This window comes from Azospirillum formosense (assembly GCF_013340925.1).
Taxonomy (GTDB): domain Bacteria; phylum Pseudomonadota; class Alphaproteobacteria; order Azospirillales; family Azospirillaceae; genus Azospirillum; species Azospirillum formosense.
This window is the reverse complement of sequence record NZ_WHOR01000311.1, coordinates 1-6,124: the sequence shown is the minus strand read 5'-3', so window position 1 is coordinate 6,124 and position 6,124 is coordinate 1. Positions and strand designations below refer to the sequence as shown.

Annotated in this window: 5 protein-coding genes; 3 read left to right on the top strand and 2 right to left on the bottom strand. The window is 63.3% G+C overall.

What is annotated here, in order from left to right:
* Positions 1–753 precede the first annotated feature (753 nt).
* Complete coding sequence (locus GBZ26_RS25880) at positions 754–2,196, top strand: ATP-binding protein (RefSeq protein WP_246653604.1); 1,443 nt, start codon at positions 754–756, stop codon at positions 2,194–2,196.
* A 109-nt stretch (positions 2,197–2,305) separates the two neighbouring features.
* Here GBZ26_RS25880 and GBZ26_RS25875 read toward each other — a convergent pair whose 3' ends face one another.
* Positions 2,306–2,467, bottom strand: a complete 162-nt coding sequence (locus tag GBZ26_RS25875; protein ID WP_174441295.1) for a hypothetical protein — start codon at positions 2,465–2,467, stop codon at positions 2,306–2,308.
* A gap of 511 nt (positions 2,468–2,978) precedes the next feature.
* Between GBZ26_RS25875 and GBZ26_RS25870 the strand changes: the two genes are divergently transcribed.
* Positions 2,979–3,671 carry a LuxR C-terminal-related transcriptional regulator gene (locus tag GBZ26_RS25870; protein WP_174441296.1) on the top strand — a complete coding sequence of 231 codons (693 nt, stop codon included), beginning with the start codon at positions 2,979–2,981 and terminating at the stop codon, positions 3,669–3,671.
* 239 nt (positions 3,672–3,910) lie between these two features.
* On the opposite strand, the gene GBZ26_RS25865 is transcribed toward GBZ26_RS25870, so the two are convergent.
* Positions 3,911–4,588, bottom strand: a complete 678-nt coding sequence (locus GBZ26_RS25865; RefSeq protein WP_035674675.1) for a response regulator transcription factor — start codon at positions 4,586–4,588, stop codon at positions 3,911–3,913.
* Positions 4,589–5,433: 845 nt separating this feature from the next.
* Here GBZ26_RS25865 and GBZ26_RS25860 point away from each other — a divergent pair.
* A complete protein-coding gene (locus tag GBZ26_RS25860; protein ID WP_114856818.1) occupies positions 5,434–6,081 on the top strand; it encodes a response regulator transcription factor in 648 nt (215 codons plus the stop codon).
* Positions 6,082–6,124 lie beyond the last annotated feature (43 nt).

The window sequence follows — 6,124 nt, the reverse complement described above, 5'->3', positions numbered from 1 at the left end:
GTCCGGTGTCGGGGGTTCCTCCTTGCGGGCGGAACGCTTCGGCCGCGAACCTTCTCCTTACATCAACCGCTCACCACAAGACCATATGGTTCCGGTGGTGCGGGGGCGCCAGCCACAGCGTGCAATGCGACGGACTTCATCGTGCCCGGCATTGTGGCCAACGTCCCCGAACGGAACAAATGTGGGACATAAGGCTTGCTGTTCTGGTTTTGTTCCGATATGTTTTTTCCATCGGAGCCGTGACCGAGCCTCACAACGCCGCTTGGCGCTGCGCCGCCAACCGATGAAGGAAGACTGCCATGTCGATCCTGGTTTTTCTGCGCGAATTTGCCGGACTGACGGCCCTGTTCGGCACCCTGTTCGTTTGGGCTCTGCTGGGCCACGCCGCCGGTTTTTGACGTTCCACCCCTCCCGAAAGGAGTCGCCATATGGGTTGGACCTCCTCTGGATGATAATCCGAAATCCCAGGCAGCCGTTGGCGATGCATCGCTTACATCGGGAATGCGTTCGCCGCTCCCGCCGGGCACATCCAGCCGGGCCGGGGCGGGAGGCGCGACGATCAGGCCACCGGCCAAGGCCGGCTGGTGACGACAACGCGGAATTCTGGGATCGGGACGGATGCGAAACTTCTTTCGGAAGCGGCGGGCGACCGCCGATGCGGATGACCGGATGTCCATCGGTGGCGGCATCACGGGTGGTGGAGCGGCCGGGCCTGGCTCCACCCCGGGCAATGCGGCTCACGGCCATCCGCCGATGCAATCCCAGAGCCCGCTCACGGGCCGTCCGGCGCCGCATCTGCGGCCGGTCGGCGGTCCAGAGGGCGGCGGTCTCGGTGGGGGGCTTGGCGAGACGATGCGCGGCCCGTCAGGGTTGCGGCACGATCCGCTGAACAGCCCGCTTGCCGGAGGAATGGGCGCTCAGCGCGGCCAGACGTCCGCCGACACGGAGCTTCCGCGCTTCACGATGACCGTGAACGGCGGACTGCGCGGGCCGGGGGCGGTCGGCGCGCCGGCGATGCTGAAGGGGCTCACCCCCGAACTGAACGGACTGCTGCGCGAGGCCTTCACGCCGACGCGGCCCAAGCAGCAACTGAACTCGCTGTTCATCGGCCGGACCGACACGCTGAAGCGCATCATCTCCGCCATCGAGGAGGAGCGGGCGCACGTCATCCTGTTCGGCGACCGGGGGCGCGGCAAGACATCCGTCGCCAACGCCATCGAGAAGATCGCCGGTCAGGCCGGCTACCTCTCGCTGAAGCTGACCTGTAGCGCGGAGTTGAGCTTCGAAGACATCTTCCGTCATTTCCTGAAGAAGATCCCGTCGACCTATTACCGATCGGGGATCGACAACCCCTTCGCGTCGCGCCGCAGCTTCACCAGCTTCAACGAGCTTCTGCCCGAGGGCGGATTCAGCGTGACGGAGCTGAATGAGGTGCTGGGCGGCATCCACGCCACCCATGTGCTGCTGATCCTCGACGAGTACGACCGGGTCACCGACGAGGACTTCCGCAACAAGCTGGCGGAGCTGTTCAAGAACCTGACCGACAGCTCGATCCCGGTGACGCTGCTGGTGGTCGGTGTCGCGGAGAACCTGGACCAGCTCCTCGGCAAGCACCCGTCGATCCAGCGGTCTCTGGTGCCGGTGCATCTGCCGCTGATGACCGACGTGGAAATCGGGCGTCTCATCAACGCGGGGGCGGAGAACGCCGGCATCGCCTTCGCTCCGGACGCCGTGGACCGCATCTGCGAGTTCGTCCGGGGTCTGCCTTACTACGCCCAGCTTCTTGGCCTGCACGCCGCCCGCAGCGCGGTCAGCCGCGGTTCGACGGTGGTGGAGCGCGACGATCTCGCCTACGCCGTCACGCGCTGCCTCCAGGAGGCGGAGCGCGGCATCGTGGACTCCTACGCCCGCGCGCTGGCCGCCGAACGCCGCGCCGAGCTGGAGGATGTGCTGCTGGCCTGCGCCTTGTGCCCGGCGGACGCCTACGGAACCTTCGATCCGAAGGAACTGGCCGGACCGGGCGGTTCGCCGCCGACGAAGGAGGCGCTCGGCATTCTGGAACGCCTCTGCCGGGAGGAGTATGGCGGCGTGCTGGCTCCGGTGGTCGAGCCGGGCTGGACCCGCTACCGCTTCCGCAATCAGATGATGCGCCAGTATGTGCTGATGCGGCAGGCCCACGAGCGCGGCCAGATCTGACCGTCCATCCACGGCAGACCGGTCCGGGGAGGCCCCTTTCCGCTGACAGGCGGGGAGGGGCCTTCGTGCGTTCCGGCTTCGTCCTCTCCGACGGGTTGCCTTCCGCCGCTCAGCGCGAATCGAGCCAAATCGCCAAAAAGACCGCGCCGGCGACCAGTCCGCACAGGACGGACACGATGGCGAGGCTGCGCAGGAACTGGCGCATCTCCCCTTGCTTCCAGGCGCTTCGCGCCAGAAGCAACAGGTAGCCGACGGCTGCGCCGCCGATCATTGTCCACATCGAACCATGCACCGCCGTCGTTGGAACCGCTCCCCCCGCATGGTGCTATAACCTACGGTGGGGTGGCTGCGGCGATCATAGGACGTGCAGGGCAAGGGGCGGATGCGCTTCTTCGGCATGAGTGCCTCCTGTCCGTTTGGGGTCGGGAACTTTCGGCAACCCTCATGAATCGGGCGTCCCTTTCCCGCATCCAAAGCGTGCGCCCGCTTGCAAGAAAGGGGTAGAAAAACTGGAAGTTACCCATTCGATTGGGGATGTCGATTACTTTAAAAGATACGCAGTAATCCATGATTAAAAGTAGCTTTGCGCATATGCCTAATGCGTTCTTCTTTTAATCCCACAGAGTGGTACCGTATTGCACGACACAGGGGTAAGGTCATCCAAAATATCGGCACGTCAATGCCATCGGTGGGGCACGGGTGGGGAAACCTCGGGTGATTGGTAGCCTACAAGATTGCCCAGGGAGTCAGAGCAATTTTCCAAAAATCGCGGGAGCTGACCAATGGAACCAGTGCGTGCTTTTCTGATCGACTCCAACAAGCTGTTCCGCGAAGGCCTTAAGAGGCTTCTCGAAGCTTCACCCTTTCAGATTGCCGCCGAGGCGGGGAACCTGCGCGAGGCGCTGAACTCCGTGGAGAATGGCCTGCGTCCGCAGCTCATCCTGCTCGATCTGGTGAACGGGGGCGAGGAGGAGGCCGACGGCATGCGGCGCCTGCGCGCGCAGCTTCCCGACGCGCGCATGGTCATCCTGACCAGCGACCTGTGCACCCGCCGTCTCGCCAACGCGCTGGAGGCCGGAGCCGACGGCTATCTGATGAAGGATCTGTCGTCCGATGCGCTGGCGCAGTCGTTGCGCCTCGTGATGATGGGCGAGAAGGTGTTTCCGACCCACCTCGCCGCTCTGTTGATCTCCGGCCGGGTGAACGGGAATGGCACCGACATGCCGGTGTCGCGCAAGGGCCTGTCCCAGCGGGAGGTGCAGATCCTGCGCTGCCTGCTGAACGGCGACAGCAACAAGATGATCGCCAACCACCTGAACATCACCGAGGCGACGGTGAAGGTCCATTTGAAGAGCCTGCTGCGCAAGATCAACGCCTCCAACCGCACCCAGGCGGCCATCTGGGCGCTGAACAACGGCATTGGCGGGGAGTTGGCAGGGGCAGGAGCGGTGACCGCGGCGGCGGCTCACCAGTAACCGCACTCCCGCGATCAACCCCACCGGTGCAGGCGCCGGGCCGGCCTGTCATCCCCATTTCGGGTGGCTGGCGGGTCCGGCGTTTTTTCCATGCGCGGCCGCAGGGCGGTACCGCAGGCCGCCGGATTGCGTTCCGATGGGCGGCATCCGGGCGGAAGCCATTGCTCAGGCAGAAAATATCCCGGCACGGTGGCCGGGATTCTTTCGGTTGATCGGGTTGAAACGAGTCCGACGAAGCGTCAGGACGTGCCGGTCCGGTGGGCCGGGGCCGCGTGCATGTGCGGCGGCACCATGCCTTCCCGGGCGGACTGCAACGCGCCCTGCTGTCGCGCGGCGAAGACGCCGGCTTCCGTTCTGTTGCGGAAGTGCAGCTTGGACAGGACGCTGCGCACCATCGACTTGATGACCGCCTCGGACAGATCGAGCTGGTTGGCGATCGTCCGGTTGTTCAGCCCCTGGCCAAGCAGGCGCAGGGTCTCGAACTCCGGTTCCGACAGCCTTGGCAGCAGCGTCAGCCGGATCTCATCGACGCCCAGCCGGGACAAGAACTGCTTGGGCATCAGACAGTGCCCCTCCAGCCCCAGATCCAGCAGTTCGTTAATGCGGTCCACGTTGATGTCCTCGAACACCCACGCATCGGCGAAGGCCAGGATGTGTGCGGCGTCCAGCAACTCCCGCGACGACAGCACCACGACGATCCGCGACCGGCGTGACAGCCGCAGATACACCATCGGTTCGTTCTCGCGCAGCGCGGTGAACTGCTGAAGGCCGATCAAGATCGCATCGGGCGTCAGCGTGCTCTGCGTCAGTTCCGATATGTCGTGGAAGACGGTCACACGATGGCGACCGGCCCGGTCGAGCGCCTGCACCACGGTGTCGGTCAGGGAATTGTTGTCGAGAATCAGGCAGACGTGCATTGGGGTCACCGCGTTGCGGGTCGAGTGCGATGCTTTCTCTTGGGCGTACTCATGGTTCATTTGCATGGGTCAGCTCTGTTTGGAGGAGGCATCCACGGCAGGCCCTTGTCGGGCATTATCGCCGCCTGTGTTTTAGGCTTGTCTTGTGCTCTCTATCCGTCGGCGCTCTGTGTCTTCGCTTAAGAGATTTCGTTTAAAGACTGCATCGAATTTCAGGCATATATCCATCAAACCTGGAAAAAAACTTGACACTGTGACAAACAGTTTATAAATTAGGCGTGTAACACGTAAATCAAACGATAGACGATCACTCAAGATCGTCAAGCGCATCTGAATGGTGATTAGATCGCTCCAAGCGATAACTCTTTTGTGACGGACTGCGCTGAAAGGCCAGTACAGGTACGTGCCGCAAGGTGGCGCATTCGCGCGGAAAAAGGACTGGCCATCCGTACAACGTGTTGCGCCGATGGGATAGGTTTTCACGCATATCGATCATTGGCATCAGCCCTTTGCGCGCGTCGGATGTCTTAAGGGGGGCGGCGTCGTGACGTTCGCATTCAAAACAACCAATCATGGAAAAAATCACGCCGACCCTTTCTTTCGTGTGAGGGCATAGTAACTAAGTCATAGTTCCCGGTTTGTTCAGTCAGCCTTCGCTGTATCGGAGGTCCGCTCCAAGCCGCAAATGACCTATGGCCCTTGTCCGGATATTGGCTCTCTTCCGAATGTGGTAGCAGTTCTCCAAGCCACGGGGCGAAAGGGTAATTGGATCGCCATCGGGGTGGCCCGGTTGGTCCGGGAGGGCCGATCCGAAGCAACGGGAAAAAGCGAAGGCGGACGGGGCCATGAAAATACTGATCGGTGACGACCATCTCCTTTTTCGTGAAGGCTTGCGCCGTCTTCTGGAGCAGCTTCACGGCGACGCGATTTTTGTCGAGGCGGGCACTTTCGACGAGGTGCTCCAGCAATGCCGAGTGGGCGGCGGGTTCGACGTGGTGCTGATGGACCTGCACATGCCGAACTGGCCGGGTTTCGATGGGCTGCGTGAGGTGCAGAGCCTGCAGCCGGGCGTTCCGGTGGTGGTGATCTCCGCCTCCGAGGCGCTGAACGACATCCGCGGCGCGCTCGACCACGGGGCCACCGGCTATATCCCGAAGTCCAGCAGCGTCAAGGTGATGATGGGCGCGCTGAACCTCGTCTTTTCCGGCGGCATCTATGTGCCCCCCGGCGCGCTCACCGCCGCGACGGCGGCCTCCGACGCCGCGCCGCGCCGCGGACGCCTGGACGGCGCGGACCGCAGCGCCTATGGCCTGACCCAGCGCCAGCGGGAGGTTCTGGATTGCCTGCGGGCGGGCAAGTCGAACAAGCAGATCGCCTACGAACTCGGCCTGTCCGAAGGCACGGTGAAGATTCACGTCACGGCGATCTTCAAGTCGCTGGGCGTCAAGAACCGCACCCAGGCGGTGATCGCCGCCGCCGCCATGGCCTCGTAAGGGGGCAGGGCCAAGGCACGGGGCAGGGCGGGAAGCAAGAACA

What these genes read in the sequence shown, in the direction of transcription:
- GBZ26_RS25875 (WP_174441295.1), bottom strand. Translation starts at nt 2,467, where the DNA reads ATGATCGGCGGCGCAGCCGTCGGCTACCTGTTGCTTCTGGCGCGAAGC.
- GBZ26_RS25860 (WP_114856818.1), top strand. Translation starts at nt 5,434, where the DNA reads ATGAAAATACTGATCGGTGACGACCATCTCCTTTTTCGTGAAGGCTTG.
- GBZ26_RS25870 (WP_174441296.1), top strand. Translation starts at nt 2,979, where the DNA reads ATGGAACCAGTGCGTGCTTTTCTGATCGACTCCAACAAGCTGTTCCGC.
- GBZ26_RS25880 (WP_246653604.1), top strand. Translation starts at nt 754, where the DNA reads ATGCAATCCCAGAGCCCGCTCACGGGCCGTCCGGCGCCGCATCTGCGG.
- GBZ26_RS25865 (WP_035674675.1), bottom strand. Translation starts at nt 4,588, where the DNA reads ATGCACGTCTGCCTGATTCTCGACAACAATTCCCTGACCGACACCGTG.